The sequence below is a fragment of the Mesorhizobium helmanticense genome (genome assembly GCF_003034915.1).
GTDB classification, from domain to species: domain Bacteria; phylum Pseudomonadota; class Alphaproteobacteria; order Rhizobiales; family Rhizobiaceae; genus Mesorhizobium; species Mesorhizobium helmanticense.
This window is the reverse complement of sequence record NZ_PZJX01000003.1, coordinates 33,166-58,799: the sequence shown is the minus strand read 5'-3', so window position 1 is coordinate 58,799 and position 25,634 is coordinate 33,166. Positions and strand designations below refer to the sequence as shown.

27 protein-coding genes are annotated in these 25,634 nt (G+C 62.7%); 6 read left to right on the top strand and 21 right to left on the bottom strand.

What is annotated here, in order from left to right; genetic code table 11:
• Window positions 1-13: 13 nt before the first annotated feature.
• A complete protein-coding gene (locus tag C9427_RS00955) occupies window positions 14-514 on the bottom strand; it encodes a DUF2165 family protein (protein WP_107647368.1) in 501 nt (166 codons plus the stop codon).
• On the opposite strand from C9427_RS00955, the gene C9427_RS00950 reads away from it, so the two are divergent.
• Window positions 486-818 (top strand): hypothetical protein, encoded by a 333-nt coding sequence (locus C9427_RS00950; RefSeq protein WP_245436940.1) that lies wholly within the window; start codon window positions 486-488, stop codon window positions 816-818. The two genes, C9427_RS00955 and C9427_RS00950, sit on opposite strands and share 29 nt — an antisense overlap.
• Window positions 819-828: 10 nt before the next feature.
• Here C9427_RS00950 and C9427_RS00945 read toward each other — a convergent pair whose 3' ends face one another.
• From C9427_RS00945 to C9427_RS00855, 18 genes are all read right to left on the bottom strand, one after another.
• A complete protein-coding gene (locus C9427_RS00945; RefSeq protein ID WP_107647366.1) occupies window positions 829-1,593 on the bottom strand; it encodes an ABC transporter permease in 765 nt (254 codons plus the stop codon).
• Window positions 1,590-2,528 (bottom strand): ABC transporter ATP-binding protein, encoded by a 939-nt coding sequence (locus tag C9427_RS00940; RefSeq protein ID WP_107647365.1) that lies wholly within the window; start codon window positions 2,526-2,528, stop codon window positions 1,590-1,592. Before C9427_RS00940 ends, C9427_RS00945 begins: the two co-directional genes overlap by 4 nt.
• Window positions 2,525-3,691 carry an ABC transporter permease gene (locus C9427_RS00935; RefSeq protein ID WP_107647364.1) on the bottom strand — a complete coding sequence of 389 codons (1,167 nt, stop codon included), beginning with the start codon at window positions 3,689-3,691 and terminating at the stop codon, window positions 2,525-2,527. The genes C9427_RS00940 and C9427_RS00935 overlap by 4 nt, the downstream gene beginning before the upstream one ends.
• Window positions 3,692-3,952: 261 nt before the next feature.
• Window positions 3,953-4,864 (bottom strand): glycine betaine ABC transporter substrate-binding protein OsmF, encoded by a 912-nt coding sequence (osmF, locus tag C9427_RS00925; protein WP_107647363.1) that lies wholly within the window; start codon window positions 4,862-4,864, stop codon window positions 3,953-3,955.
• 157 nt (window positions 4,865-5,021) lie between these two features.
• A complete protein-coding gene (locus C9427_RS00920; protein WP_107647362.1) occupies window positions 5,022-6,242 on the bottom strand; it encodes an MFS transporter in 1,221 nt (406 codons plus the stop codon).
• Window positions 6,239-6,739 carry a transcription antitermination factor NusB gene (gene nusB, locus C9427_RS00915; RefSeq protein WP_107647361.1) on the bottom strand — a complete coding sequence of 167 codons (501 nt, stop codon included), beginning with the start codon at window positions 6,737-6,739 and terminating at the stop codon, window positions 6,239-6,241. Before nusB ends, C9427_RS00920 begins: the two co-directional genes overlap by 4 nt.
• A complete protein-coding gene (ribH, locus tag C9427_RS00910; protein ID WP_107647360.1) occupies window positions 6,736-7,230 on the bottom strand; it encodes a 6,7-dimethyl-8-ribityllumazine synthase in 495 nt (164 codons plus the stop codon). The genes nusB and ribH overlap by 4 nt, the downstream gene beginning before the upstream one ends.
• Before the next feature lie 79 nt (window positions 7,231-7,309).
• Window positions 7,310-7,468 carry a hypothetical protein gene (locus C9427_RS00905; protein WP_208636328.1) on the bottom strand — a complete coding sequence of 53 codons (159 nt, stop codon included), beginning with the start codon at window positions 7,466-7,468 and terminating at the stop codon, window positions 7,310-7,312.
• A complete protein-coding gene (locus C9427_RS00900) occupies window positions 7,468-8,085 on the bottom strand; it encodes a riboflavin synthase (RefSeq protein ID WP_107647359.1) in 618 nt (205 codons plus the stop codon). The genes C9427_RS00905 and C9427_RS00900 overlap by 1 nt, the downstream gene beginning before the upstream one ends.
• Window positions 8,086-8,098: 13 nt before the next feature.
• A complete protein-coding gene (gene ribD, locus C9427_RS00895; RefSeq protein ID WP_107647358.1) occupies window positions 8,099-9,229 on the bottom strand; it encodes a bifunctional diaminohydroxyphosphoribosylaminopyrimidine deaminase/5-amino-6-(5-phosphoribosylamino)uracil reductase RibD in 1,131 nt (376 codons plus the stop codon).
• Window positions 9,230-9,231: 2 nt separating this feature from the next.
• Entirely contained in the window at window positions 9,232-9,711 is a 480-nt protein-coding gene (gene nrdR, locus C9427_RS00890; protein WP_008875365.1) for a transcriptional regulator NrdR, read from the bottom strand.
• A 255-nt stretch (window positions 9,712-9,966) separates the two neighbouring features.
• Window positions 9,967-10,554: an invasion associated locus B family protein gene (locus C9427_RS00885; protein ID WP_107647357.1), complete on the bottom strand. Its 588-nt coding sequence runs from the start codon at window positions 10,552-10,554 to the stop codon at window positions 9,967-9,969.
• 73 nt (window positions 10,555-10,627) lie between these two features.
• Window positions 10,628-11,941, bottom strand: a complete 1,314-nt coding sequence (gene glyA / locus C9427_RS00880) for a serine hydroxymethyltransferase (protein WP_107647356.1) — start codon at window positions 11,939-11,941, stop codon at window positions 10,628-10,630.
• 172 nt (window positions 11,942-12,113) lie between these two features.
• A complete protein-coding gene (locus C9427_RS00875; RefSeq protein ID WP_107647355.1) occupies window positions 12,114-13,754 on the bottom strand; it encodes a Na+/H+ antiporter in 1,641 nt (546 codons plus the stop codon).
• Window positions 13,755-13,895: 141 nt separating this feature from the next.
• The gene (locus C9427_RS00870) at window positions 13,896-15,149 is read right to left on the bottom strand and encodes a L,D-transpeptidase family protein (RefSeq protein ID WP_107647354.1); all 1,254 of its coding nucleotides are present in this window, start codon (window positions 15,147-15,149) and stop codon (window positions 13,896-13,898) included.
• Between the two features lie 354 nt (window positions 15,150-15,503).
• Window positions 15,504-16,019, bottom strand: coding sequence for a transcriptional regulator LdtR (gene ldtR, locus C9427_RS00865; RefSeq protein WP_008875359.1), 516 nt, complete (start codon window positions 16,017-16,019; stop codon window positions 15,504-15,506).
• Between the two features lie 287 nt (window positions 16,020-16,306).
• On the bottom strand, window positions 16,307-16,729 hold the full coding sequence (locus C9427_RS00860) for a DUF6163 family protein (protein ID WP_107647353.1): 423 nt from the start codon (window positions 16,727-16,729) through the stop codon (window positions 16,307-16,309).
• Window positions 16,726-17,769 carry a 3-hydroxyisobutyryl-CoA hydrolase gene (locus tag C9427_RS00855; protein WP_107647352.1) on the bottom strand — a complete coding sequence of 348 codons (1,044 nt, stop codon included), beginning with the start codon at window positions 17,767-17,769 and terminating at the stop codon, window positions 16,726-16,728. The genes C9427_RS00860 and C9427_RS00855 overlap by 4 nt, the downstream gene beginning before the upstream one ends.
• A 310-nt stretch (window positions 17,770-18,079) precedes the next feature.
• On the opposite strand from C9427_RS00855, the gene C9427_RS00850 reads away from it, so the two are divergent.
• From C9427_RS00850 to C9427_RS00840, 3 genes are all read left to right on the top strand, one after another.
• Window positions 18,080-18,898, top strand: coding sequence for a DUF2066 domain-containing protein (locus C9427_RS00850; RefSeq protein WP_107647351.1), 819 nt, complete (start codon window positions 18,080-18,082; stop codon window positions 18,896-18,898).
• A 122-nt stretch (window positions 18,899-19,020) separates the two neighbouring features.
• Window positions 19,021-20,052, top strand: coding sequence for a porphobilinogen synthase (hemB, locus tag C9427_RS00845; protein ID WP_107647350.1), 1,032 nt, complete (start codon window positions 19,021-19,023; stop codon window positions 20,050-20,052).
• Between the two features lie 207 nt (window positions 20,053-20,259).
• The gene (locus C9427_RS00840; RefSeq protein WP_107647349.1) at window positions 20,260-20,904 is read left to right on the top strand and encodes a dihydrofolate reductase family protein; all 645 of its coding nucleotides are present in this window, start codon (window positions 20,260-20,262) and stop codon (window positions 20,902-20,904) included.
• A gap of 109 nt (window positions 20,905-21,013) precedes the next feature.
• On the opposite strand, the gene ppk2 is transcribed toward C9427_RS00840, so the two are convergent.
• Window positions 21,014-21,934, bottom strand: coding sequence for a polyphosphate kinase 2 (gene ppk2 / locus C9427_RS00835; RefSeq protein ID WP_107647348.1), 921 nt, complete (start codon window positions 21,932-21,934; stop codon window positions 21,014-21,016).
• 278 nt (window positions 21,935-22,212) lie between these two features.
• On the opposite strand from ppk2, the gene C9427_RS00830 reads away from it, so the two are divergent.
• Window positions 22,213-23,250 carry an aldo/keto reductase gene (locus C9427_RS00830; RefSeq protein WP_107647347.1) on the top strand — a complete coding sequence of 346 codons (1,038 nt, stop codon included), beginning with the start codon at window positions 22,213-22,215 and terminating at the stop codon, window positions 23,248-23,250.
• Window positions 23,251-23,293: 43 nt separating this feature from the next.
• Here the strand turns inward: C9427_RS00830 and C9427_RS00825 are convergent, their stop codons facing one another.
• Window positions 23,294-24,265, bottom strand: coding sequence for a glycosyl transferase family 90 (locus C9427_RS00825; protein WP_107647346.1), 972 nt, complete (start codon window positions 24,263-24,265; stop codon window positions 23,294-23,296).
• A gap of 203 nt (window positions 24,266-24,468) precedes the next feature.
• Between C9427_RS00825 and C9427_RS00820 the strand changes: the two genes are divergently transcribed.
• Window positions 24,469-25,461, top strand: coding sequence for a glycosyltransferase family 8 protein (locus C9427_RS00820; RefSeq protein WP_107647345.1), 993 nt, complete (start codon window positions 24,469-24,471; stop codon window positions 25,459-25,461).
• Window positions 25,462-25,634: the final 173 nt, after the last annotated feature.

Genomic DNA, 25,634 nt, shown 5'->3' with positions numbered 1-25,634 from the left:
TCCGGGAACTTGCTCAGCTTTTGCGCAGGTCGCTGTCAGGCTGGATAACGAAAATCAGCACCGCCAGCATAGTCATGTAGAACATGAACGCCTTCTGCTGGCCGTTCCAGATGCTGGACTGCCACATGGCGAACCACTCGCCGCCCACCACCATGAAACCGAAGTACCAGATCAGAAAACCCAAAGTGGCGGCAAGGACCGCGAATTTCTTGGCCTCGTTGAAAACCTGCCCGCTGGCATTGCGCGCCTGCCACAAATTCCAGGCCGCGATCAGATAGAGCAGGCAGGTCAGCGCCTCGCCGAGGATGATCAGCCAGTAGCCCGCCGTCCACAGCGACGGGTTGGTGATCGAGCGGTACATCAGCGCGTTGCCGGGAAAGGTTGTGTCCATGCTCAGCACATGCTGGACAAAGGCGAAGTTTGAGCCGTAATCGGTGATGTTGCCGAACGCGACGAGGAAGGCGAAAGCCGCCAGACACAGACACATGACGATCTTGGAGAAACGCAAGGTCATGGCAAGAACTCCTGCTGAAAGATCGGGGTATCGCGCTCATCAATCGCCGAGTCCCGAAGATCGCGCAACTGGAGAGCCGGCGATCATCATACTCACAGTCGTCGCGAGACATTATGCCAGCAAGCAAGGTATCGCCGAGGTTGTCGAAACACTCGATCTCGGCAGCGATTGCGCCGTCGGAGATCTTGTTTCCCTCGTGAAAGCTGGAACCAGGCATGATTTCGCGGTCATCCGACGCCGCTGGATTGCCGGCGAGACAGGCAGTACGCTCGAACTGACGCTCGACCATCCCGCGCGCGCTTGAGTATACAGAACTACTGTGCCTCGCGTCCCATCCTGCGCGCTGTATAGCGCTCGATCGCCGAGAGCCCGTCATAGATGAGCACGGCAAGGGCCGCGACGATCAGGCCGCCCTGCAGGACGAAGGCGAGGTTGTTCGACAGCAAGCCGGCGATGATCACCTCGCCCAAGGTCTTGGCCGCCACCGTCGAGCCGATCGTCGCGGTAGCCAGGCTGATGACCACCGACAGCCGGATACCGCCCAGAATGATCGGCGCGCTGAGCGGCAGTTCTACCTTGGTGAGCCTTTGCCAGCCGGTCATGCCGGCGCCCCTCGCCGCCTCGACCACATTGGCCGGCAGCGTTGTCAGGCCGGTCAGCGCGTTCTCGAAGATCGGCAACAAGCCGTAGAGGAACAGCGCGATCAGCGTCGGTTTCTCGCCGAAGCCTACGGCCGGCACGGCGAGCGCCAGCACCGCCACCGGCGGAAAGGTCTGGCCGATATTGACCAGGCTGCGCGACAGCGGCAGGAATTCGACGCCGGCCGGCCTGGTGACCAGGATGGCGAGCGCCACGGCGACAATGGTCGCGGCGACCGTGGCGATCAGCACGGTCCTGAGATGCAGCAGTGTCAGCGTCAAAAGGCTGCCCTGATTGTAGATCACCGGCGCATTGTTTTCCGTCAGCGGCTTCAACAAGGGTTCAAACCAGCCGGGATTGGTGACGAAGGCGACCAGCAACACCGCCAGCGCAAGCCTGAGCAGCGAGGGCAGCCAAGTTTTTACACCGGCCTCCTTCATGCCGGCCTCGCCGCGCGCTTCACCAGCCCGTCCACGGTGACGCGGCCGAGCGGCTTGCCGTCATCGCCTTTCACCGGCAGCGCCGGTCGGCCCGACCATAGCAGCTCGGCCAGGGCGTCGCGCTGACTGGCGTCGCCGGGGATCGCCTCGCCTTCGGCGGTCCCCTTCTCCACCGCATCGCGCACGCGGCCGAGCGACAGCAGCCGGAACGGTTTTTCGCTGGCGCCGACCAGGGTCTCGACGAAAGCGCTGGCCGGCTTTGCCAGGATCTCGGCCGGCCTGGCATACTGCACCAGCTTGCCGGCATCCATGACCGCGATCTTGTCGCCCATATGCACGGCCTCCTCCATGTCGTGGGTGACGAGGATGATCGTGGTGCCGAAGCGCTTCTGGATCGCCAGCAAATCCTCCTGCGCCTTGTTGCGGATGATCGGATCGAGCGCGCCGAACGGCTCGTCCATCAGAAGCACGTGCGGTTCGGCGGCGAGCGCGCGGGCGACACCGACGCGCTGCTGCTGGCCGCCGGAAAGCTCGTGCGGATAGCGCGGTCCGAATGCCTCGGGGTCTAGTTGATAGAGCGTCATCAACTCGTCGACACGGGCCTTGATGCGGGCCTTGTCCCAGCCCAGCAGCACCGGCACGGTGGCGATGTTCTGCGCCACCGTGCGGTGCGGAAACAGGCCGTGGCCCTGGATGGCGTAGCCGATGCTGCGACGCAGTTCGTAGCCGGGCAGCGAACGATTGTCGGCGCCGTCGAGCTTGATGACGCCCGCGGTCGGCTCGACCAGCCGGTTGATCATGCGCAGCAGCGTCGTCTTGCCGGAGCCGGAAGTGCCGACAATCACGGCGATGGTGCGCGGTTCAATCAGCATCGACACATCATCGACGACAGTCGTCGCATCGTAGCGCTTGGTAATGCCTTCGATCTCGATCATGCCGTTTGCACCTCGCGTCGCCTCGTGGATGTCATCTCGATGACTGCGTCGAGAATGATGGCGGCGGCAAAGGCCAGCGCCACCGTTGGCACCGCGCCGAGCAGCACCAGGTCCATCGCCGTCTGGCCAACGCCCTGGAAGACGAACACGCCGAAGCCGCCGCCGCCGATCAGCGCTGCAATGGTGGCGAGGCCGATATTCTGCACCAGCACGATGCGGATGCCGGTGAGGATGACTGGAAAGGCCAATGGAAACTCGACGCCAAACAGGCGCTGGCGGTCGGTCATGCCCATGCCGCGCGCGGCGTCGTTGGCGGCGCGTGGCACGCCGGCAAGACCGACCACGGTGTTGGCCACCACCGGCAACAGCGAATAGAGGAACAGCGCCACGAAGGCAGGCGCCGTGCCTATGCCACGGATGCCGAGGGAAGCCGCGCCGGGCACATGCGTGGCGACCCAGCCGAGCGGCGCGATCAGCAGACCAAATAGCGCGATGGAGGGAATGGTCTGGATGATGTTGAGCACATTCAGCACGCCGGCGCGCAATTTGTCGACGCGGTGGCAGAGGATGCCGAGCGGCAGTCCAACCACCGCCGCCGCCGCCAGCGAGCCCAGCGCCAATGTCACATGCTTGGAGCCCTCCGCCCAGAAACTGTCGGCGCGGTTGGCATATTCCTTGAGGATCGACAGGCTGTTCCAGCTTCCCGAAACAAGCAGCAGGCCGATTGCCAGCGCAGCGACGACCAGCACGCCGACGCGTGCCCATGGCGACAGGTTCAATCGCGTCAGCACGTCGGCGAGCAAAAGCGTAAAGGCGAAGATGAGGAGCCAGAAGCCCGAGGCGGGCGAAATGCGCGCGAACGTATTACCCTCAGGCGTCAGGAAATCGCCGGCGACACCGATCAGGATGGCAAGGGCTGCAAGCGCGACCACGCTGGCCACAAGGCGCAGAATGAGCGGCGTCTTCAATAGCGCGATGATTGCCGCGATAACCACGATCTCCAGCAGCGACGGGCCGACGGCGGTTGGCAGGGATTCCAGGATCGACCGCGCCTCGCCAGGCACGATGCGGTTGGCCCGGAAGGTCGCAAAGGGCGCTGCGAAAGCGGCATAGGCAACGATCGCGGCGATGACCACGCCGAGCTTGTCGAAGCGGATAGTCATCGGGGACCTGCGCGGCGAGAGAGAGCCGCCGCTTTTTGAAGCCGGATGTCACAGCCCCGGTGCCCTACGACACCCCCCTCTGCCCTGCCGGGCATCTCCCCCTCAAGGGGGGAGATCGGCAGCTTTGATGCCGGCGCATTTTTCTCGACGTCGGCGATTGGCGAAAGCCGAGATGACATCCAATCTCCCCCCTTGAGGGGGAGATGGCCGGCAGGCCAGAGGGGGGCGCCTTGCACCGGCGTCATTTTCAAAACGGGCTGACTACTTCAAAAACCCGTTCTTCTTCAAAAAGTCCTCGGCGACGCCTTTGACCGGCTCACCACCGACCTGCACGCGGCCATTCAGTTCCTGCAGCGTGACGAGGTCGAGCTTGGCGAAGACCGGCTTCAAGAGCGTCTCGATTTCCGGGTGCTCCTTCAGCACCGCCTCGCGGATGATCGGCGCCGGCTGGTAGACGGGCTGCACGCCCTTGTCGTCATCGAGCACGATCAGGCCGGAGGGTGCGATGCCGCCGTCGGTGCCGTAGACCATGGCGGCGTTGGCGCCATTGGTCTGGTTCGCCGCCGCGGCAATGGTCGCGGCGGTGTCGCCGCCGGACAGCGTGATCAATTGGTCGGGTTTCAGCGTGAAGCCGTAGGTGGTCTGGAAGGCCGGAAGTGCTGCCGCCGAATTGACGAACTCGGCCGAGGCGGCCAGCACAATCTTGCCACCGCCGGCGACGTATTTGCCGAAATCGGTAAGCGTCGCCAGCTTGTTCTCGTCGGCGACCTCCTTGCGCAGCGCGATCGCCCAGGTGTTGTTGGCCGGCGATGGTGACAGCCAGACGATCTTGTTGGCGTCGTAGTCGAGTTTCTTCGCCGTCTCAAAGGCCTTGGCTGCGTCCTTCCAGACGGGATCGTCGGCCTTCTCGAAGAAGAAGGCGGCATTGCCGGTGTATTCCGGATAGATGTCGATTTCGCCGGCGATGATCGCCTTGCGCACCACGGGGGTGCCGCCGAGCTGGATGCGATCGGTCGTCTGGATGTTGTTGGCGTTCAGCACCAGCTGGATGATGTTGCCGAGCACGCCGCCTTCAGTGTCGATCTTCGACGACACCACCACCTGGGCGCTGGCGGAGGCGGCTGTGATGCCGAGCGCCAGTGCCGCGCCGGCCAGAAGCTTGATTGAAAACATGATGAAGTCCCTTGCTGTGAACCGGAATGCGGTTGCCGCATATGAGCATGGCCTCAACGCCCCGTCGGGGCACACGGTTTCATAACAAGGGGCACAGACGCAATAATTTTGTTCCGGCGCGGTAAATTGGGGCGCGCCTCGTCCCGACAGCGTGATGTCAGGTGGCCCGCCGCGAGCCTGTCATTTTCAGCGCACCCAATGCCACGAAGCACAGCATCGTGATCGGGAAAATGATCCAGTTCAGCATCTCCCAGCCCCAGGCATTGTAGACCGCGCCCGACATCAACGAGGCAAAGGCGACGGAGCCGAACAGGACGAAGTCGTGGAAGCCCTGCACCTTGCCCTTTTCCGATGGCCTGTAGCTGTCGGCCACCATGGCAGTGGCGCCGATGAAAGCGAAATTCCAGCCAAGACCGAGCAGGATCAGCGCCGTCCAGAACTGCCACAGCGCCAGTCCCGACAACGCCACCACGGCGCAACCGATGAGCAAGACAAGACCGATTGCCACGATGCGTTCGGCGCCGAAGCGATGGATCAGCGATCCCGTGAAGAAGCTCGGCGCGAACATTGCCATGACGTGCCAGGAAATGCCGAGCGTGGCGTCGTCCGTCGTCAGGCCGCAGCCGACCATGGCCAGCGGTGCGCCGGTCATGACGAAGCTCATCAGCGCATAGCTGCCGACGGCGCAGAAAAGTGCCGCGACGAAACGCGGCCTGGTGACGATCTCGGCGAGCGGCCGGGCATCGCCGTCGGCGATTTCCACCTTGCCGACGGCTCTCGCCGGAATGCGCAGGAACGAGAGAATGACTGCGCCGACGGCCGCCAGCATCAGGATCGAAGCGAACGAGCCGGCGAACATCACCGGCGCAAAGGATTCGCGGGTAAAGATGACGATCTGCGGCCCAAGAATGGCGGTGACGATGCCGCCGGCCAGCACGAAGGAAATCGCGCGCGCCTTGAACTCCGGCGGCGCGTTGTCGGCGGCGGCGAAGCGGAACTGCTGGACGAAGGCGCCGCCGACGCCGATCACCAACAGGCCGAAAGCGAACAGCCAGAAGCTGGGATTAAACAGCGCCAGCGTGGCAATGAGCCCGCCAAGGGCGGTGACGATCGTGCCGGTCATGAAGCCGTTGCGCTGGCCGAGCCAGCGGATGATGGCTGCGGCTGGCAAGGAACCGAGCGCCACGCCGACGTTGAACCCGGTGACCGGCGCCGTCGCCAGCGACTTGTCGGCATCGAGCAGATGGTGCCCGGCCAGCGCGCCGAGCGAAATGGCGATGGGTGCGGCCGAACCGATAATCGCTTGCGAGGCGGCCAGAATAAACGCCGTTCGGCGCGCCTCCTTGCCGGCCCCGGCGGCAATAGTCGTGGCTGTCATGAAGCGTCCTTGCCGCGCCCCTCGCCACGTACCCGGCGCGACACGCGATCGAGCACGGCGTTGGTGAGCTTCGGCTCGTCGTCCTCATAGAACGCCTTGGCGATGTCGACATATTCCGAAACGATGACCGCGACCGGCACATCCTCGCGCTTCATCAGCTCATAGACGCCGGCGCGCAGAATGGCGCGCAGGGTCGAATCGAGCCTGGACAACGGCCAGTCGTCGGTCAGTGCCTGGCGAATGACCGGATCTATGGTCTTCTGGTTCTCGACGACACCGGTGAGTATGGCGCGAAACCATTGCGCGTCGGCCTCACGATAGAGCGCGCCGTCGACTTCCTTGCCAAGCCTGAACAATTCGTATTCGGCGGTGGTCTCGAAGACGCCGCTGCCGGCCACGTCCATCTGGTAGAGCGCCTGCACGGCGGCCAGACGCGCCGCGCCGCGCTTGTTGGCGTGGCGCACCGCGGGCTGGCCGGGCGAAGCGGGTTCGCTCACGACGGCGCTCCCAATTGCTGCTTGAGGGCGATCATGGTCAGCGCGGCGCGCGCGGCAAAGCCGCCCTTGTCGCCTTCCGAACGCCTGGCCCGCGTCCAGGCCTGGGCGTCGTTCTCGGTGGTCAGGATGCCGTTGCCGATGCAGGCCGCTTCCTGCACGGACAGGTCCATGAGCGCGCGGCTGGATTCATTGGCGACGATGTCGAAGTGATAGGTATCGCCACGGATGATGGTGCCGAGGGCAACAAAACCGTCATAGGCGGTCCCGCCCTCGGAGGCGCCGTCAAGCGCGAAAGTTATCACCGCCGGGATTTCCAGCGAACCCGGAACCGTGACGACATCATAGGTCGCGCCCGCTTCGTCCAGCGCGCTTGTCGCGCCATCGAGCAGCGCATCGGCAAGGTCGTCATGGAAGCGCGCCTCGATGATGAGAAGGTGCGCCTTCTGCTTCGGACGGATAAACGCTTTGCCGTGTTGGGATGTGCCAGCCATAAATGTCTCCGGGGATCGCCGGTGACTTAGGCCGAAGCAGGGTTGATCGCAAGCGGAAGATTGCCGGAGTCCTGCTAGCCTATCTGATCTTTGGGTAAGGTGCCGAGAGTGGGTGGTCCGAACCGAGGCTTTCAGCCCAGGCAAGAACGGCTTCGTGATCCACCACACGGCCGTCATCGACATCGGCCAAGGCTTCGCGCGTCAGCCGCTCTTCCTCTTTGGAATTCCTGCTTTCCATCACAGGCCCTCTTTCGCCGCCTCTACCAGCCGCGCAGCATAGCGAGCCATGGTGTCGATCTCGATGTTGACTCGGTCGCCGACCTCGCGCTCGCCCCAGGTGGTGACGGTCAGCGAATGATGGATCAAAAGCACGTCGAAGCGGGTGCCTTCGACCTTGTTGACGGTGAGCGAGGTGCCGTCGAGCGCAATGGAGCCCTTGGGCGCGATGAACTTCGCCAATTCGCGCGGCGCTTGAAGGGTGAAGCGCATCGCATCGCCCTCCTCCTTGCGCGCCACTATCTCTGCGGTGCCGTCGACATGGCCTGATACGATGTGGCCGCCGAGCTCGTCTCCGATCTTCAGCGCCCGCTCCAGATTGATCCTGGTGCCGGATTTCCAGTCCGCCGCCGTGGTCAACCTGAGCGCCTCTTCCCAGGCCTCGACCTCGAACCAGCGTGCGTTCGAGCCGTGTTCGGGCAGCGCCGTGACGGTAAGGCAGACGCCGCCGCACGAGATCGAAGCGCCGATGGCGACGGTCTCGGGATCGTAGGCGGTGTCGATGCGCAAACCGACCCCTTCCCTCAGCGGCCTGACAGCGGCAACGGTGCCGACATCGGTGACAATCCCAGTAAACATCGCGGCCCTGATCCTAGATATCTCTTACCCACTCGGCGTAGCTGTCTTCGCCAAAACGCATGTCGCGCAATTTGCGAAATCCCGCCGGGATATGGTTGGCGTCTATGGGCGATGCAATGCCGCCCTCGCCGATCGCGTCCGGACCCTGGAACAGCACGATGCGGTCGACCAGCCCTTCTGACAGGAAAGTACTCGCCACCTTGGCGCCGCCCTCGACCAGCACGCTCGCCATGCCGAGCGCCGCCAAATCTTCCAGCAATTCCGGCAGGGCGACGCCGCCTTCATGCGTCTCCGTGCCGATGAAGCGCACGCCAGCGCGCTCGAGTGCCGCCCGCCGGTGGGGGTCGGCCTCCAGGCAAGCAGCGACATAGAGCGGAACCCGGTCGATGCCGGAAACCAGCTTCGAGGTTTCGGGCAGGCGGATCTGCCGGTCGAGCACGATACGTGCCGGCGAACGGTTCTCCAGCCCCGGCAAACGCACGGTCAGCGCCGGATCGTCTTCCAGCGCGGTGCCGATACCGACCAGAATGGCATCTGCTTCGGCCCGCATCAGGTAGACTTCGCGCCGCGCGATCTCCCCGGTGATCGCGACCTGCCCCTCGCCTTCCCTGCCGATCTTGCGATCGCTGGAAAGCGCAAGCTTCAGAATCACTTCCGGGCGTTTTTTCAGGGATCGAATCAGATAGCCGGCCATCTGCTCGGCCGCTTCAGTGGCGAGCACCTTTTCGACCACCTCGACACCAGCGGCGCGCAGGATCGCATAGCCCTTGCCGGACACGCGCGGATCGGGGTCGCTCGCAGCGCCGACCACCCGCGCGACGCCGGCACTGACCAGCGCATTGGCGCAAGGCGGCGTGCGACCATGATGGGCGCAGGGTTCGAGAGTGACGTAAGCGGTGGCGCCGCGCGCGAGTTCGCCGGCCTCGGCCAGCGCCTCGGTCTCGGCGTGCGGGCGGCCGCCGACGGCGGTGACGCCGGTGCCGACGATCTTCTGTCCGTCGCCGTCGTCGCGCACGATGAGCGTACCAACGGAGGGGTTGGTCGAAGTCCGCCCGGCGTTCTTTCGAGATAACCTGAGCGCCGCCGCCATGAAACGGCGGTCGAGGCTCTCCTGTTCGGCTTTGCTGGGTTCGGGCCTTGCCATGTTCAGCCGGCGTCCTCATCACCCCTAGGCTCGTCGCCCTTCAGTTCACCCAGCACGTCGTGGAAATCCTTGGCCTCGCGGAAATTGCGATAGACCGAGGCGAAGCGCACATAGGCGACGTCGTCGAGCGACTTCAGCGCCTCCATGACCAGCCGGCCGACCTCGCCCGAGGCGACCTCGGTCTCGCCCGAGCTTTCGAGCTGGCGCACAATGCCGGTCACCGCGCGGTCGATTCGCTCTGGATCGACATTGCGCTTGCGCACGGCGATCTCGACCGAGCGCAGCAACTTGTCGCGGTCGAACGGCACCTTGCGGCCGGACTTCTTGACCACTACGAGGTCGCGCAACTGCACGCGCTCGAAGGTGGTGAAGCGGCCGCCGCAATCGGGGCAGACGCGCCGCCTGCGGATCGCCGCGCCATCCTCGGCGGGGCGCGAATCCTTCACCTGCGTATCTTCGGACTGGCAGTAGGGACAGCGCATGGAAAGCCTTCGGTTCGCGATTCTTAGAGCATGATGCCGAAAAGTGTGAAGCGGTTTTCGGACGACATCATGCTCTATCTTTTTGATTTAGAGCCGGATTCAGATTTCAGGTCGATTCGACCTAAAATCATCCGGCTCTGGTGAGCGAAAGGCTTAGAGCTTTTTGCAACGATGGCAAAGTGTCGGCAACGGCCTCTCGCGCCTCAGAGATAGCGAGGCGCGAGTAAAATTGCGAGGGCCGTCAATGCCCGCTTGTCAGGGCGCGACGTCGGCGGTCGGGAAGCCGCATGACGTGCCGAGGCTGCGATAGGCCTTGGTGAAGCCGTCCATCGATACGGTCCCGACCGGCTTGTCGGCGAAGCTGACATCGAGCGTGCTGGCGCGACGCATGGCGCGCAGCAGCGCCAGGGTGGTCTCGGTCTTGTTGTTCATCATCCACTGTCCGCCGACGTCGGCGCTGAGACGAAAGCTTGCCTTGACCTTGCCCTTGTCGTCGCCGAACACCGCCGGAATGTTCTCGCCTTTCGGCAAGTCATTGTTCCTGATGGCGATAACAACGGTCGGATAGCCATCGGGCGGCAACGCGTCGCCGTTCGAGATGGCGAGCGTCAGCGTGCCGCTGGTGCCGTTCGAGTCGAGAAAGGCAGTCGAGGCAGCGCAGGTCTTGCGCACGTCCTCGCCTGTCTCGATCTCGTCCACAAGGGTGGACCATTTGCCGAAGGTTTCCATCTTCGGTGTCGCGGGCGTTGTGGTCTGTGCCCAGGCGACGCTGGGCAATGGCAAGACAGCCAATGTGGCCAGGGCGCCAAGGGCGCCAGCACCGGCAAGATTTTGCAGCATCATCAGGACTCCTGCCCGAACCGCCTGGAATGGCGCTTCTCGATAATGGCTACCGTTCACCCGAGATGAATGGCGTTCACCCGAGATAGGGATAGAGCGGAAAACGATCCGTTAATGCGGTCACCTTAGCTTTCACCGCGGCTTCCACCGCCGCATTGCCGTCGTCGGAATTGGCGACCTTCAGCCCATCCAGCACCTCGGCGATCAGCTTGCCGATCTCGCGGAACTCGGCCTGGCCGAAACCGCGCGTGGTGCCGGCCGGCGTGCCGAGCCGCACGCCTGAGGTGACGAAGGGCTTTTCCGGGTCGAAGGGGATGCCGTTCTTGTTGCAGGTGATGTTGGCGCGGCCAAGTGCTGCCTCGGCGCGTTTGCCGGTGGCGTTCTTGGGCCTGAGGTCGACCAGCATCAAATGGTTGTCGGTGCCGCCGGAGACGATGTCGAGGCCGGTCTCCTGCAGACTGGAGGCCAGCGCCTTGGCGTTGGCGGCGACGCTCTCGGCGTAGAGTTTGAAGCTCGGCTTCAGCGCTTCGCCGAGAGCCACCGCCTTGGCGGCGATGACATGCATCAGCGGCCCGCCCTGCAGGCCTGGGAATACCGCCGAATTCATCTTCTTGGCGATGTCCTCGTCGTTGCACAGGATCATGCCGCCGCGCGGGCCGCGCAGCGACTTGTGCGTGGTCGTCGTCACCACATGGGCATGGGGCAACGGCGACGGGTGCACACCGCCCGCGACCAGACCGGCGATATGCGCCATGTCGACCATCAGATAGGCGCCGACCGCGTCGGCGATCTCGCGGAACCGCTTCCAGTCCCAGATGCGCGAATAGGCGGTGCCGCCGGCAAGAATGAGCTTCGGCTTCGTCTCGTGCGCGGTCTTCTCGATCGCATCCATGTCGAGCAGATGATCTTCCTTGCGCACGCCATAGGAGACGACCTTGAACCATTTGCCGCTCATGTTGACCGGCGAACCGTGAGTAAGGTGGCCGCCCGAATTCAGGTCGAGGCCCATGAAGGTGTCGCCGGGCTGCAAGAGCGCGAGGAACACCGCCTGGTTCATCTGGCTGCCGGAATTCGGCTGGACGTTGGCGAAGTTGCAGCCGAACAGTTTCTTGGCGCGCTCGATGGCCAGTTCCTCGGCCACGTCGACGAACTGGCAGCCGCCATAGTAGCGCTTGCCCGGATAGCCCTCGGCATATTTGTTGGTCATGATCGACCCCTGCGCTTCCAGCACGGCGCGGGAGACGATGTTTTCCGACGCGATCAGCTCGATCTCGTGGCGCTGGCGGCCGAGTTCGTTGCGGATGGCGCCGAAGATCTCCGGATCGGCATCCTCAAGTGTGGTTTCGAAGAAGGATTCGAATTTGTTCGACACTGCCGCTGCTGTTGCCATGGCTTGAAATCCTTGATCCGGGGGGCGATTATTTATGCATATCGTTGCCCCAAAACCGCTCCGCACTTTTGGGCGACATGCATGTCGCGCCATTAACACAGTTGTTTTCGCCCCGCCACGTTTGCAGCGCGAAATTTGCTGGCCGGATTGCGCCAGCGCGGGTCCGCAGACCCTATTTCCTTCCCTGCCGCCCCTTCAGCAGGGCTTCGGTGAGGGTGATTTCGGCAAACAGCGCCTGCATCGTATGGTCGTTGATCTCGCGGCTGCGAAACATGGCGCGCACGGCGGCCCGCTCGGCCTCGATGCCGGCGAGCCTGAGCTCGAGCTCCAGCCGTCCGGCTTCACGGGCCTCGGCGCGGGCTTCGTCCGCCTCGTCGGAGGCGGCGATGCGACGCCGGTAACCGGCGACGATGCTGTCGGCCACCGCCAGGCGGGCGCCTGCCTCCTCGCCTTCGCTGCCGTCATTGGCGACGCTCTCGATGCGGGCGATCGCCGCGTTGGCCGCGCCGACGCGCGCCCGCCGCTCCTCGGCGGCACCGGGATGCTCGCCGGGCTCGACCAGCCCGCGCGCGATCTTCGGCAAGGCAAGGCTGGCGATGACAAGCGAACAGATGATGACGCCGGCGGCGAGGAAGATCACCACATCGCGCGCCGGAAAGGGCGAACCGTCGGGCATGGCTAGCGGCAGCGACAGGATGCCGGCCAGCGTGATGGCGCCGCGCACGCCCGCCACGGAGCCGGCAAGCCGCACGCGCAGGCCGAACGTCTCAGCCTTGCGCTTGCCAAACCGCGCGCCAAGCCATGTCGCGATGTCACCAACCCAGATCCACAGGAAGCGCAGTGCGATCAGGCACAAAGTGAGGATCAGCACCGTGGCAACCGGCTCGATCAGCCAATGCCGGCTGCTCAGCTCGGACGGTACGTGGCGGATGATGTCGGGAAGCTGCAGGCCGAGCAGGATGAACAGGGCGCCGTTGAAGACAAAGGAAAGTGTCGTCCACAGCGACATCGTCTGCATGCGTGCTGAAAGGCCGAGGTAGCGGAAGATCCCGGAACCGCCCGTCAACAGGCCGGCGGTGACCGCCGCCAGGATGCCCGAGGCTTCGACATGTTCGGCGCCGAGATAGGCGATGAAGGGCATCAGGATCATCACCAGCACTTGCGCCTCTGCCGGAACACTGCCGATGCGGTTCAAAAGTTGCAGCGTCTTGGCGGCGATAATCAAGGCCGCCACGCCGGCCAGGATGCCGGCGGCAACGGCATAGAGGAAACTCAGCGAAGCGGCAGCGAAGGAGAAGCTGCCGGTCAGCACGGCCGCCACTGCGAAGCGGAACATGACGAGACCCGACGCGTCGTTGAGCAGCGACTCGCCTTCCAGAATATGCATCAGCCGGGCCGGCACTACGTTGCGGTCGACGATCGATGAGACGGCGACCGCGTCGGTCGGCGACAGCACCGCCGCAAGCGCGAAGGCGACGACCAGCGGGATGCTCGGCACCAGCCAATGCAAGGCATAGCCGAAGCCGACGATGGTGAAGAAGACGAGGCCGACGGCAAGGTCGAGGATCGGGCCGCGCAGCGCCAGCAGTTCGCGCTTCGGCGCGGCAACGGCGTCGCCGAACAGAAGCGGTGGGATGAACACCAGCAGGAACAGCTCGGGATCGATCTCGACATGGATGCCGCGCACCGGCCAGGCAAGCGCGGCACCCATGGCGATCTGCAATACCGGCAGCGGCACGCGCACAAGCCGGACCAGCGCGCCGGAAAGGGCGACGAAGACGAGCACGACGAGAATGAAGACGGCGACTTGCATGGTGCGATTCCGAACGAGGTTTCAGGACCATGCGCAAAACCGGGTGGAACGTCCAGTTCGACACATAAGGGACGCGCTGGCGAAAACCTGAAAGCAAAAAGGCCGCTCTATGGCGGCCTTTTCAGCAAAAGAATCAGTTGGTTACAGAGCAGAAGTGATCTGCAGCTCGTTGGCCCCGTCGAGGCCATAGATGTCGTCGCGGAACTGCACGACGCCCGGCCCCGTCGACCAGGCAGAAACGTAGAGGAAATAGACCGGCACCGGATTGGTGACCTGCACCGGGACGTTCTCTCCGCTCTTGATCGCCGCCTCGAAATGCTGGCGGTTCCAGCCCGGCGTGTCGCGCAGGATCCAGGTGACGAGATCGCGCACGTTCTGGACGCGCACGCAGCCCGAGGAATCGAAACGCATCATCTTGCCGAACAGGCTCTGCTGTGGCGTATCGTGCATATACACGCCGTCCGGGCTCGGGAAATTGATCTTGACCGAGGCCATCGCATTGCCGGCGCCGGGATCCTGGCGGAAGCGGTATTTCGCGGCGTCGTCGGTCGACCAGTCCACGGTCAGCGGGTCGACCTCGCTGCCATCCGGCGCGAACAGGCGGATATGGCTGTCCTTGAGATAGTTCGGATCCTTGCGCATCAGCGGAATGATGTCCTTGCGCACGATCGAGACCGGGGCATTCCAGTAGGGATTGACGATGATCTCGTTGATCTTGGAATTGACGATCGGCGTCTGGCGGTCGATCTTGCCGACGATCGCCGTGTGGCGCAGCACGACGCGGTCGTTCTCGACCGCCTCGACCTGGGCGCCCGGGATGTCGACCAGAACGTAGCGGTTGCCCAAAGTGCCGGCGCGCTCGCGCAGACGCTGCAAATTGGTCTGCAACTGGCCGAGCCGGATTGGCGCCGAAACATTCATCGCCGCATAAGTGTACTGACCCAAAGTCCCATCGGACGGCAGGCCATGGCGCGCCTGGAAGCGCTTGACCGCCGCGTCGACATAGGAATCGAAGGCCGTCGAAATGCCGGCGCTCTGCGCCAGGTCGCCCGAAACCATCAGGCGCTTGCGCAGCGGCACCACGTCGGGATCGTCGACGCCGAGCTGCAATTTCTTGGTATCGGGAACCGGCTCCCAGCCGCCCTGGGCGACGATGTTCTGATACTGCGCCACCGCCTGCTCGGTAAACGCAACGGTCTGCAGGCTGAAGATCGGCAGCGTCGAGGCCACCTTGCCGCCCTGGGTGGGGCGGGCGTCGAACTGGTCGTCCCAATTGCCGCGGCCCGAGGATTTCAGGATATCCCCGATCACGTCCTGCGCGCTGGCGCTGCCGGCAACAATCGCGGCGGCAAGCGCGGAGGCTCCGGAAAGGAAGAAACGGCGGCTGGTTCTCATTGACGTTCCAGACATTCCTGTAGCAATTCTTGTCACTTGCTGCGTTGGTCATCGGGCGATCTCGCCCGCACACTAAAATTGGCATTGTTAACAATTAGCCAACCAGCGCCCCCATCACTTCGATGTGAAACAGGCAAAGGTGCGACGCGAGGTCGAGGTGAATTCATGGCTCTCGCCTCACCCGCATTCTCGCTTTCACCGGGAATATGGCGGCAACGTGGCCTTATCAGTGATTTGGATCGGCTGGCCCGTACGAAATGCAAGGACCGGTGCTTTTCGGCACCGATCCTTGATTGGCTGCTCCCTGGGCCGCGCTTCCGTGGCGCGGCTCCGCAGCTCGATGCGGCGGATGAATTACATCCGGTAGGCGATCGTGTCGTTCCAGAAGCGATCCAGCCGCTGCAGGGCGCGGTTCATCTGCTTGAACTCGTCGGTGTTGATGCCGCCGACCTGTTCGATCGAACCGACATGGCGCTCATAGAGACCGGCGACGACTTCCGCCACCTCGTTGCCCTTCGGCGTCAGCGAGACGCGGACCGAACGGCGATCGATGCGCGAACGCTGGTGGTTGATGAAGCCGAGGTCGACCAGCTTCTTCAGATTGTAGGAGACGTTCGAGCCGAGATAGTAGCCGCGCGAGCGCAGTTCGCCGGCGGTCAGCTCGGAGTTGCCGATGTTGAACAGCAGCAGCGCCTGGATGGCGTTGATGTCGGAACGGCCGTTGCGGTCGAATTCGTCCTTGATGACGTCAAGCAGACGGCGGTGCAGACGCTCCACCAGCTGCAGCGATTCCATGTAAAGCGAACGGATTGCCTCGCGGCGATCGTCGGATACGTTGGCGGTCTTCGCCGCCGGACGCGAATTGATCATTGTCTTTGCCTCTCGTTTGTCGCCCTGGTGATTTTTTGTTTTTCACCTTGATCGCGACACTATCGAATACTCATAAAATTCGACTTAAACGCCAAGGCTAACAAGAGCTTACCGGTAAGAGGTTTCGAAAGAGGCTTAACGAACGGTCACCCGAGCAAGGATAATTAACCTAAAGATTTCACCACCGATTCTGGGCCGAAATCAGAGCGGACGAGGCATCCCGTTCTATCAGCTTGTTTAACCGCATTTGTGCGGAGCCAAGTGAGTCCACTTGGCTGCAAAATACTCTAGCGCCGGGTCTGGCGCTTCTGCAGCCAGATCACCACGCGAAAGACGATGTAAAGCAGCGCCACCGCCGCGTGCGAGGCGACGATCAACGGCCGGTGGCCGAAGAGTTCGGGAAAGCCGACATACATGACCGTCTCGGTCACCGCGCAGATGAACCATATCACCGGCCCCCAGGAGGCCAGCATCCAGAGGCCCGCGGCGGCGAACGGGAAGAACACGGCGAGCATCACCGCCGCCACCTGCCAGTGCACCGGCATCAGGTCGAAGCGCCACAGCGGACCCTGGTAGAAGCCGATCAGCCTGATCCAGTACAATATGCCGAACAGGAGGCAATAGCCGGCGATGACACGCTGGAACCAGGCGAAGATAACCTCCACCGTGGTCGGCTGCAGCACGACGCGTCTCGACGTGACCTCGCTCACAGTTCGAGCTCCCGTTCGCCGAGCGGGGCGAAATAGGCATCGATATCGACAGCGTTGACCGCATCGATGCTTGCCGGCAACCAGAGCGGCGTCGAGCCCTTGTCGATGATGGCGGCGCGAATGCCCTCGTAGAAATCATGGCCTGACAGCATGCGGTTGAGGATGCGGAACTCCATCTTCATGCATTCGTCCATGGACAAGGTCAGCCCGGCGCTGATCTGGCGCCAAGCGACATGCAGGCTGGTCGGCGAGCGGGTGCGGAGCGTCGCCAGCGTCTTTGCCGCGAAATCGTCGGCAGCGGCCGCCCGCTCCAGGCTGCCGACGATGTCGGCCAGCGACGGTTGCGCGAAATGGCGGGCGATCGCCTCCAGCACCGGCCTGTCCGTCTCGCGCTTTGCCGGAACAAAAAAGCCGCGCAGCACCGATTCCGGGTCGCCGGTGGCCGCCAACCGGTCGAGAAATGAGGCCTGATCCTGCGCCTTGATCGTGTGCGTCGCCAGGCCCGACCAGAGTGCGTCGCCGTGGCGGATGCGGTTTCCCGTGAGCGCAAGATACAGGCCGAAACATCCGCCGAGGTCCGGCAGGAGGTGGCTGGCGCCGACATCGGGAAAAAAGCCGATGCCGACTTCCGGCATGGCGAACTGGGCGTTCTCGGTCATGACCCGCTGCGAGCCGTGGAACGAGATGCCGACGCCGCCGCCCATGACGATGCCGTCGATCAGCGCGACATAGGGTTTCTTGAACCGGGCGATACGGGCATTGAGCCGGTATTCGTCGGCGAAGAACTCGACCGGCGGCTTTCCCGCGCGGCCGGCCTCGTAGATATGGAGGATATCGCCGCCGGCGGAAAACGCCCTGCCCTCGGCCTTGACGACGACGACATCGACCTCGTCATCCCGCTCCCAGGCGCGCAGTGCCCTGTCGAGTGCCTTGACCATGCGATGCGTGACGGCATTGAGCGCCTGCGGCCGCGTCAGCGTGACGACGCCAGCCCGACCCAAATGTTCGAAGCGAATTTCGTCGCCTCCGTCAAAATCCATCGCCAGAGAATCCCTCCCCGCGCCTGCGGGACTGAAGTGCTATCGCATCGGCCCGAAAATCGGAATCGATTTTTGCTGCGCTGACCTTCGGTTCGGGAAGCACGATGCGAAGACTCAAAACTCTTGAGACGCGTACTTTGTGCATCCAACTGGACGCACGTCGCTCTAATAGCTGGCACATGGGTGCGTCAATGCCGGGAGCCTAATCGCTTCATCTAGGCGGTTGATAGCACCCGATGCTAGAACTTGGCCGCCATCCCAGCCCGACGCACTGTCTATCAGGGGCTTGATGAGCTGGGAAAGGTAAGCCATGGCTGGATTTTCGCGACTTGTGCTTGTTGTGATCGGCCTCATGGCCGCGGCTCCCGCTGTCGCGGCGACTGCCCAGGAACTCTACCAGTCGCAGACCATCGTCACCGGCCAGGGCGAAGTGAACCGCCAGACAGGCTTCAAGGCCTGCCTGGACGCGGTGCTGCTCCGGGTGTCGGGCGACCAGCGCCTGCCGAAGAAACCGGAGATGGCGGCGCTGCGCGACAAGGCCGGCAGCTTTGTTGCCGAATTCCGTTACCGCGACCGGCTGGGAGGTATTCCTGTCCACGACGAACAAGGAACGCACGACCGGCCGCACGACCTCACCTGCATCTACAAGCCCGAGGTGATCGACAGGGTGCTCGCTTCGCTCGGCAGCAAGCCCTGGCTTGGAGAGCGGCCACGTCTGGCAGCGTTTCTGTCGGTGGAGCGAGGAAAAAAGCATTTCGCGCTGACCGCCGACGATCAGGGCGGTGAACCGATGCGCGAATCCTTCGTCAATGCCGCCGGCCCACTGGCCATGTGGATCGTCTTTCCACAGACATCACTGCTGTCGGCGTCCGGACTGGATGACCAGACGCTGCGCTATGCCGATATGGTGGTCCTGGACCACCTGGCCAGGAAGACTGGTGCCGACAAGGCGCTGGCCGGCAGCATTGTCTGGAGCGACAGGGAGCTTGGCTGGATCGCCGACTGGCGGCTGGAGACCCGCGGCAAGACCTATAGCTGGCAGGTGCGCGGCGTCAGCTTCGATGAGGCATTCCGTGTCGGCATGCGGGGTGCGGCGCAGGTACTATCGGGCAACGGCCTGCCGGACTAGCTTATGCCGACATTCGGTGGCCGGCCTGACTCGACATGCACTGCGCAGAGCCTGGCACAAACGTGTCGCATTGGTCAGTCGCACAGGCACGTGGTAAAAGCTGGCCGATCCGGAGTTAAGCGATGAACAAATTCACCCCCGCAAAGGCAGCCGGCGCGCGCAGCGTCGACGAAATCACCGGCAGCCGCCGTCTGCGGCGCATGCGCAAGGCCGACTGGTCGCGCCGCCTCGTCCAGGAGAACCGGCTCACGGTCGACGATCTGATCTGGCCGATCTTCGTCGTCGACGGCAGACAAGTGCGCGAGCCGATCGCCGCCATGCCCGGCGTCTTCCGGCTATCGCTCGACCTCGCGGTGAAGGAAGCCGAACGCGCGGCAAAGCTCGGCATTCCGGCGATCGCCACCTTCCCCAATGTCGAACTTGGCCTGCGCGACCAGACCGGCTCTCACATCCTCGACCCGGAAAACATCATCAACCGCGCCACCCGCGCCATCAAGGACGCGGTGCCGGAGATCGGCATCATCACCGATGCCGCGCTCGACCCCTTCACCTCGCATGGCCATGACGGGATTTTGCGCGACGGCATCATCGTCAATGACGAGACGGTGGAACAGGTAACGGCGGCGGCCGTCATCCAGGCTGCGGCGGGCGCCGACATCATCGCGCCTTCCGACATGATGGACGGCCGCATCGGCGCCATCCGCGACGCGCTCGACGCCAATGGATTTTCCGACGTGGCGATCATGTCTTATGCAACGAAGTTCGCCTCTGCTTTCTACGGCCCCTACCGCGAGGCGGTCGGTACCGCCGGCCTGCTCAAAGGCGACAAGAAGACCTATTACATCGACCACGCCAATTCCAACGAGGCGGTGCGCGAGGCCGAGCAGGACCTAGCCGAGGGCGCCGACATGCTGATGGTCAAGCCCGGCCTGCCCTATCTCGACATCATCCGGCGGCTGAAGGACGAGTTCCGGGTGCCGACCTTCGCCTACCAGGTGTCGGGCGAGTATTCGATGATCAAGGCCGCCGGCGCCAATGGCTGGATCGATGGCGAAAAGGCGATGCTGGAATCGCTGCTCGCCTTCAAGCGCGCCGGTTGCGACGGCATTCTCACCTATTTCGCGCCAGAAGTGGCGGCGATGCTGAAGGGATAATCCTATCCGGATGTTCGTCGGCGACCAGTAGCGCCGGCGATCCGCCTTGCCACTCGGGACAATTTCCGACTTGCGCCGTGAACAGAGCGGAGGTCGCTTGACCTCTGCTCTCGCCTTGCCGTGATCGAAAATACCGATTGCGTTTTGCAATCAGTTCGCTACAAGACAACTGCTTGCGAAATAAAACCGGTTATCGAGGAGGTTTTCATGTCCAAACTTCGCGTCGCCGCTTTCACCCTGTCGATCGACGGTTTCGGCGCCGGTTCCGACCAGGACCTGACGAACCCGCTGGGTGTTGGTGGGGAAGCCCTGCACACATGGATGGTCGGCACCCGCACCTTCCACAAGATGGTCGGCAAGGATGGCGGGACCACGGACACTGACGAGGCGTTCGCGGCGCGCAGCTTCGACAATGTCGGCGCATGGATCCTGGGCCGCAACATGTTCGGGCCGATCCGCGGCGAATGGCCTGACGAGAGCTGGAAAGGCTGGTGGGGTGACAACCCGCCCTACCATGTGCCGGTCTTCGTGCTGACCCATCATGCGCGCGACCCCATCGTCATGGAGGGCGGCACGACCTTCCACTTCGTGACCGACGGAATCCATTCGGCGCTCGAACAGGCGAAGGCGGCGGCCGAGGGGAAGGATGTACGGATCGGCGGCGGCGTCGCCACCATCCAGCAATACCTCAGAGAAAAGCTCATCGACAACATGCACCTGGCGATATCGCCGATGCTGCTCGGCTCCGGAGAGAACCTTTTTGCCGGCATCGACATGGTAAGGCTCGGCTACCGGTGCACAGAGCAGGTCGCGACGCCGAACGCCATGCATGTGATTATCGAACGGGCGTAGTGCTGATGCGGCGCAGCCTTCTGCGCTGCGATCCTTCGCGCCCCCCTCTGTCCTGCCGGACATCTCCCCCACGAGGGGGGAGATCCGATGACGCGCCGGCTTTCGCCAATCAATATTTTTCCGGCACGTAGAGCTCGCGCGGCAGCACCTGGCGTTCGTATTCGGGATTGAAGACACGCTCCGGCAGCGTGATCTCCTCATGCGGGACATCCTCATAGGGCATCTGCTTGAGGAGATGGTCGATGCAGTTCAGCCGCGCCCGCTTCTTGTCGTTGCCTTCGACGATGAACCAGGGGGCTTCCGGGATGTTGGTGCGGGCGAAGGTCTCTTCCTTGGCCTTGGTGTACTGTTCCCAGCGCACGCGCGACTGCAGGTCCATCGGCGACAGCTTCCACTGCTTCATCGGATCGTGGATGCGCATCAGGAAGCGCATTTGCTGCTCCTCGTCGGTGATGGAGAACCAGTATTTGACCAGCGTCACCCCGGAACGCACGAGCATGCGCTCGAAATCCGGCACGTCGCGGAAGAACTCCTCGACCTGATCGGGCTGGGCAAAGCCCATCACCCGCTCGACGCCGGAGCGGTTGTACCAGGAGCGGTCGAACAGCACGATCTCGCCGCCGGCCGGCAGATGCGGAACATAGCGCTGGAAATACCATTGCGACTTCTCGCGCTCGGTCGGCGCCGGCAGCGCGACGACGCGGCAGATGCGCGGGTTGAGCCGCTGGGTGATGCGCTTGATGACGCCGCCCTTGCCGGCCGAGTCACGGCCCTCGAAGACCACCACCAGCTTCTTCTTGTGGTAGGCCACCCAGGACTGCAATTTGATTAATTCGGACTGCAGCGCGATCAGGTCGCGAAAATATTGCATGCGATCGATCGATGGCGGATGCGAATTCTTGTAGATTTTTGCGATTTCCAGCGACAGCGCCGGCTCCGACATCTCGAGCTCATAGTCTTCATCGAGCGTGTCGGCGAGTTCCGCTTCCAGCCAGTCCCTGGCCGGAGAATTCTGTCTTGTCTCGGTCATTTTGCGCTGCTCCGCGTGCAAGCCTGCCGGCTTTTGTCCGGCGCCCTCGATTCCGGCCTGCCGGCTCCGATGACACCTTGAGCCGACTTCAATATAGACCGGCAATGACGGTTTTATTGCAGAGAGCCAATGTGCCGATCGCCACCACCGATCAGCGAGACTTGAACGGTCATTGCGCGACCAGGGGGCGACAAGCCGCGCGAATTATCCTAAAAATGCCCGTCTCATTCCGGGCGGCCTGGCAGACGCCCTCTTCAACGCCATTGCGAGGACCTGACATGGAATACCGCACTCTCGGCCGGTCCGGGCTGAAGGTTTCGACATTGACCATGGGCACCATGACCTTCGGCGGCGCCGGCGCATTTTCGGCGGTCGGCAAGACCGACCTCAAGGAGGCGCGCCGGATGATCGATCTGTGCATCGATGCCGGCATCAACGTCATCGACACAGCCAATGTGTATTCGAACGGGCTTTCGGAGGAGATCATCGGCGAAGCGCTTGGCGGCAAGCGCAAGGACGACGTGCTGATCGCCTCCAAGGCGCGCATGCGGATCGGCAAGGGCCCCAACGACGAAGGCCTGTCACGCTACCATCTGATCCGCGAGTGCGAGAGGAGCCTGAAGCGCCTTCGCACCGATGTCATCGATATTTATTTCCTGCATGAATGGGACGGCACGACGCCCTTGGAGGAAACCATCGCCGCGATGGACACGCTCGTCACCCAGGGCAAGGTCCGCTACGCCGGCTGCTCCAACTACTCCGGCTGGCAAGTGATGAAGGCGCTTGGCATCAGCGACCGCCACAACCAGTCGCGCTTCATCACCCAGCAGATCCACTACACGCTGGAAGCGCGCGAAGCCGAATATGAGCTGCTGCCGATTTCGGTGGACCAGGGGCTTGGCGTGCTGGTCTGGAGCCCGCTCGCCGGCGGATTGCTGTCCGGCAAATACAACCGCGACAGCCCCACAGCCCGCCAGCTCAGCGGCTGGTCGGAACCGCCGATCCGCGACGAGGACCGGCTATGGCGGATCGTCGACGTGCTTGCCTTTATCGGCAAGAACCATGGCGTGTCCGCGGCGCAGGTGGCGCTTGCCTGGCTGCTTGGCCGGCCTGCCGTCAGCTCGCTGGTGATCGGCGGACGGACCGAAGCGCAGTTCAAGGACAATATCGCCGCGGCAAGCCTGGTGCTTACCGACGACGACCGCGCACGGCTCGATGCCGTCAGCCGTCCGCCCGTGCTCTACCCCTACTGGCACCAGCAACAGACGGCAAAGGACCGGTTTGGCCCGGCTGATCTGGTTCTCGACCGGGAATAGTGCCCGGCAGGGTCCAATCCCCCTGGGTTCAGTCCCGCTGGTGCTATGCTGAAATGTAGCGCCAGACTTCGGCGTCGGGCTCGATCTGACTGCTGAGAACGAAATATTTATAGAGGACGAGCAGACAGATCGCCTGCTCGGTCGGTTCATCGGCGAATTTTCGGCAATAGGCATTGGCCGCGACAACGATGCGCTCAGCCTCGGCCGGGTGCCGTTCGAGATATTCCACCCGTTCGGCGAGATCCGAAAAATCCGGAGCGAGCGGCACGTAGTGGAGATCAGCCACGAGTTCGCTTTCGGCGAACCATGTCTCGTATGTCGGCGGCGGCATCAGGCACAGCGAATTCGAGCTCATGATCCATTTGAGGTTGGTCGCGACGTCATTGCCTTCAAGCGAAATGATGTAGCGATAGCGCCGCTGCTGATCGATGCTGAGATAGGGCTTGCGATACTCGGCCGCCGCCGTGCGTTTGGGCGTGCCGACGTCGCAGAACGGCAGGTCGCGGGCGACCTCCAGAAGCAAGGTGCGTATCGGATTGTTGAGGTCGCCGCGCCAGACCGCGGCAGGAAGCTTGTCGGCGAAGGCAATATCGTCGGCGGGCATATGGAAATGACGGAACTTGTTGAGCTTGAACAGAACACCGTTCTTGTTGTCACCGGCAATCGGCCGATCCTTCACGATCGAGGGCATTTTCGGCACTTCGATGACGTCGCCGAATTCGAGGTCGATGAGCAGACCGGGATCGAAGTAGCGGGTAAACTCCTTCAGATCGTAATAATACATGCTCCGGTCCGTCGGCAGCCGGCTGACCGGCACGGCATCGGGGCTTGGCGCGAAAGCCTCCTGCAGCCTGTTGTAATAGTTGAGGCGCTCGCGGACCGAGCGGTCCGAAAGTCTGGCCTGGTCGAGCAGTCCGGCAAGCCGGCGACGAAACAATGCCTGCGGAGCGATGTCGCGCATGGCATTGCGCGCATAGTAGAACAGCTTCTGTGCGTTTCTTTGAAGCGTGGCCATCGGTCACTTGGAAGAAAAGTCGTCTTGCTATTTGATACCCGGTTTCTCTCCTACATTGTGCCAGCCATCTTGCAACCCGGAACCGCGTGAAACCCGCATCACCGGCCCATCCATCGGGAATTCGGCACGTGTTATGCCCCAAAGGCTATTGCATCTGTACATGCTGGCCGGATAGAGGTCTGATTGCTGCTGGGAAGTTCACAATGTCGCAAAATCCGTGTTTCTTTTTCGCTGCAGATCAAAACTATTTCCCGTACGCCTGCTTAGCCGCACGCCGTGTGTTGGATGTATCCGGCCCTATCAAGGGCTTTATCCTTCAGATGGGTGTCAGCACGGAAGACCTGGAGGTCGGTGACCGATTACTAGGGTCCGCGGTCAGTATCCTTGACGTGTCGAAGTTCATGGAAGCGAGGAATTTTGATCCGGGCCATCTGACCTTGGCGACCTATATCAGACTGTTCGCGGACGAGTTGGCTGAATTCAAGCCTTATGATCATATTGTCTACGCCGACAGCGACGTCCTTTTTAATCGATCGATAGTCGACCTCGCCAACACACAACTGCTTGCGCCATTATTGGCCGCTCATGATGAGCAATGCTATTTCGACACGAAGTATCGCCGACGCCTGCCGATGAAGCCCGGCGCGCCGAAATTCAATGCGGGCGTGCTGGTGTTCAACATGCCCATGGTGCGGCGAGAGGGGCTATTGCAGAGGACACGAGAACTCGCCTCGCAGCGCGTCGACAATATGGACCAAGGTGCACTCAATGTCGCTTTTGAAGACAGATGGCAGACGATGCACCCCTACTGGAACGTCATGACGAATTTCACCAGCCAGGTACGATTCGACAAGGCATTTGCGCGGCATTTCACGCGTGGCAAGCCCTGGTCGAACCGCCCGATCGGTGTCGAGTTGGAAGCGTTGGCCATCTATCGCCATCTCGCAAAGGACACGCCTTGGGCTGGTCATTTTGCCCGGCAGGCGCGGTTCGTTCTCAAACGGTTTACTCGAAAGCTTGATGCCATAACGGGTTTCCTCACCAACGACGAGAAACGCCGCCGAAGATCCCTGTTCGACGCTGAACAGGTCAGCGCGGTTTTTGCCGAGCATGCGGATCGGCTGATGATGGCCGTACGATATCCCGAGCGCGTTTCGGGAATTGAAAGTAAAAAAACGACAACCTCTCCCCGTTAAAGCGCGTCGCGTTCGACCGGCCTCATGCGACGCGCTTTAGATTCTTGTTTTTATGCATGTCGTTACCGCAAAACCGCTGCGCACTTTTGCGCGACATGCATTAGCCTTCAAACACCGTCAATGAACACGGGCGCTTCAGCGGGTCGTGCAACGCCGAGCGCGGACGTGACGGC

Excerpts from the sequence above, each read along its gene's own strand:
- C9427_RS00950 (WP_245436940.1), top strand. The coding sequence starts at position 486 with ATGACGATCTTGGAGAAACGCAAGGTCATGGCAAGAACTCCTGCTGAA.
- C9427_RS00955 (WP_107647368.1), bottom strand. The coding sequence starts at position 514 with ATGACCTTGCGTTTCTCCAAGATCGTCATGTGTCTGTGTCTGGCGGCT.
- C9427_RS00945 (WP_107647366.1), bottom strand. The coding sequence starts at position 1,593 with ATGAAGGAGGCCGGTGTAAAAACTTGGCTGCCCTCGCTGCTCAGGCTT.
- C9427_RS00940 (WP_107647365.1), bottom strand. The coding sequence starts at position 2,528 with ATGATCGAGATCGAAGGCATTACCAAGCGCTACGATGCGACGACTGTC.
- C9427_RS00935 (WP_107647364.1), bottom strand. The coding sequence starts at position 3,691 with ATGACTATCCGCTTCGACAAGCTCGGCGTGGTCATCGCCGCGATCGTT.
- osmF (WP_107647363.1), bottom strand. The coding sequence starts at position 4,864 with ATGTTTTCAATCAAGCTTCTGGCCGGCGCGGCACTGGCGCTCGGCATC.
- C9427_RS00920 (WP_107647362.1), bottom strand. The coding sequence starts at position 6,242 with ATGACAGCCACGACTATTGCCGCCGGGGCCGGCAAGGAGGCGCGCCGA.
- ribH (WP_107647360.1), bottom strand. The coding sequence starts at position 7,230 with ATGGCTGGCACATCCCAACACGGCAAAGCGTTTATCCGTCCGAAGCAG.
- C9427_RS00905 (WP_208636328.1), bottom strand. The coding sequence starts at position 7,468 with ATGGAAAGCAGGAATTCCAAAGAGGAAGAGCGGCTGACGCGCGAAGCC.
- C9427_RS00900 (WP_107647359.1), bottom strand. The coding sequence starts at position 8,085 with ATGTTTACTGGGATTGTCACCGATGTCGGCACCGTTGCCGCTGTCAGG.
- ribD (WP_107647358.1), bottom strand. The coding sequence starts at position 9,229 with ATGGCAAGGCCCGAACCCAGCAAAGCCGAACAGGAGAGCCTCGACCGC.
- nrdR (WP_008875365.1), bottom strand. The coding sequence starts at position 9,711 with ATGCGCTGTCCCTACTGCCAGTCCGAAGATACGCAGGTGAAGGATTCG.
- C9427_RS00885 (WP_107647357.1), bottom strand. The coding sequence starts at position 10,554 with ATGATGCTGCAAAATCTTGCCGGTGCTGGCGCCCTTGGCGCCCTGGCC.
- glyA (WP_107647356.1), bottom strand. The coding sequence starts at position 11,941 with ATGGCAACAGCAGCGGCAGTGTCGAACAAATTCGAATCCTTCTTCGAA.
- C9427_RS00875 (WP_107647355.1), bottom strand. The coding sequence starts at position 13,754 with ATGCAAGTCGCCGTCTTCATTCTCGTCGTGCTCGTCTTCGTCGCCCTT.
- C9427_RS00870 (WP_107647354.1), bottom strand. The coding sequence starts at position 15,149 with ATGAGAACCAGCCGCCGTTTCTTCCTTTCCGGAGCCTCCGCGCTTGCC.
- ldtR (WP_008875359.1), bottom strand. The coding sequence starts at position 16,019 with ATGATCAATTCGCGTCCGGCGGCGAAGACCGCCAACGTATCCGACGAT.
- C9427_RS00855 (WP_107647352.1), bottom strand. The coding sequence starts at position 17,769 with ATGGATTTTGACGGAGGCGACGAAATTCGCTTCGAACATTTGGGTCGG.
- C9427_RS00850 (WP_107647351.1), top strand. The coding sequence starts at position 18,080 with ATGGCTGGATTTTCGCGACTTGTGCTTGTTGTGATCGGCCTCATGGCC.
- hemB (WP_107647350.1), top strand. The coding sequence starts at position 19,021 with ATGAACAAATTCACCCCCGCAAAGGCAGCCGGCGCGCGCAGCGTCGAC.
- C9427_RS00840 (WP_107647349.1), top strand. The coding sequence starts at position 20,260 with ATGTCCAAACTTCGCGTCGCCGCTTTCACCCTGTCGATCGACGGTTTC.
- ppk2 (WP_107647348.1), bottom strand. The coding sequence starts at position 21,934 with ATGACCGAGACAAGACAGAATTCTCCGGCCAGGGACTGGCTGGAAGCG.
- C9427_RS00830 (WP_107647347.1), top strand. The coding sequence starts at position 22,213 with ATGGAATACCGCACTCTCGGCCGGTCCGGGCTGAAGGTTTCGACATTG.
- C9427_RS00825 (WP_107647346.1), bottom strand. The coding sequence starts at position 24,265 with ATGGCCACGCTTCAAAGAAACGCACAGAAGCTGTTCTACTATGCGCGC.
- C9427_RS00820 (WP_107647345.1), top strand. The coding sequence starts at position 24,469 with ATGTCGCAAAATCCGTGTTTCTTTTTCGCTGCAGATCAAAACTATTTC.